The following is a 560-nucleotide window of genomic DNA, read 5'->3' on the forward strand; positions in this document are numbered from 1 at the left end:
CGCTACGACGTCGCGTTCGCCGCCGGGCACCGGATCGGCTACCGGTTCCCGGGCGACCACTTCGAGCTGGAGCACTGCGTCGAGGGGCGGGTACGGGTCAGCGAGACCGCCGCCGGCGCCGACGAGTTGCACGCCGGCTCGGTGGCGCTCAGCCCGCGCCGCGCCACCGGTGGCGTCGTCGCGCACGACCCGGGCGAGCGGTACCGGGCGGTGTCGGTCACCGGGAGCTGGGCCCGGCTGGACGCCTACCTCGGGGGACTCGGCGCGCGGAGCCTGCCCGCCGTCGGTCCCGAGCACGTCGCGCGCGAGCGGTACCTCGGCCGGTCCGCCGCGCTGCGCCCGGTGGCGGAGCCGTTGGCGGAGATGTACGTGCACCGGCGCGCCTCCCCCGGGCGCCTGCTGTACCTGGAGTCGCGGCTGGTGGCGGCGCTCGCCGCGCTGGTCGACGGACTCGCCGCCGCCCCGCCGGCCACCACGCCGCCGGCCACCGGCGCGCCGGGCCCCGCGCTGGCCGCGCACGAGGTGGCCGCCCTGCGCCGGGTCCCCGCACTGCTCTGGCA

At 79.5% G+C, this 560-nt stretch carries 1 pseudogene; it reads left to right on the forward strand.

Annotated elements, in window-relative coordinates:
- Positions 1 to 560: pseudogene (locus KUM32_RS39120) on the forward strand (AraC family transcriptional regulator); the annotation flags it as partial.

The sequence above is a fragment of the Streptomyces sp. AC627_RSS907 genome (genome assembly GCF_019049165.1).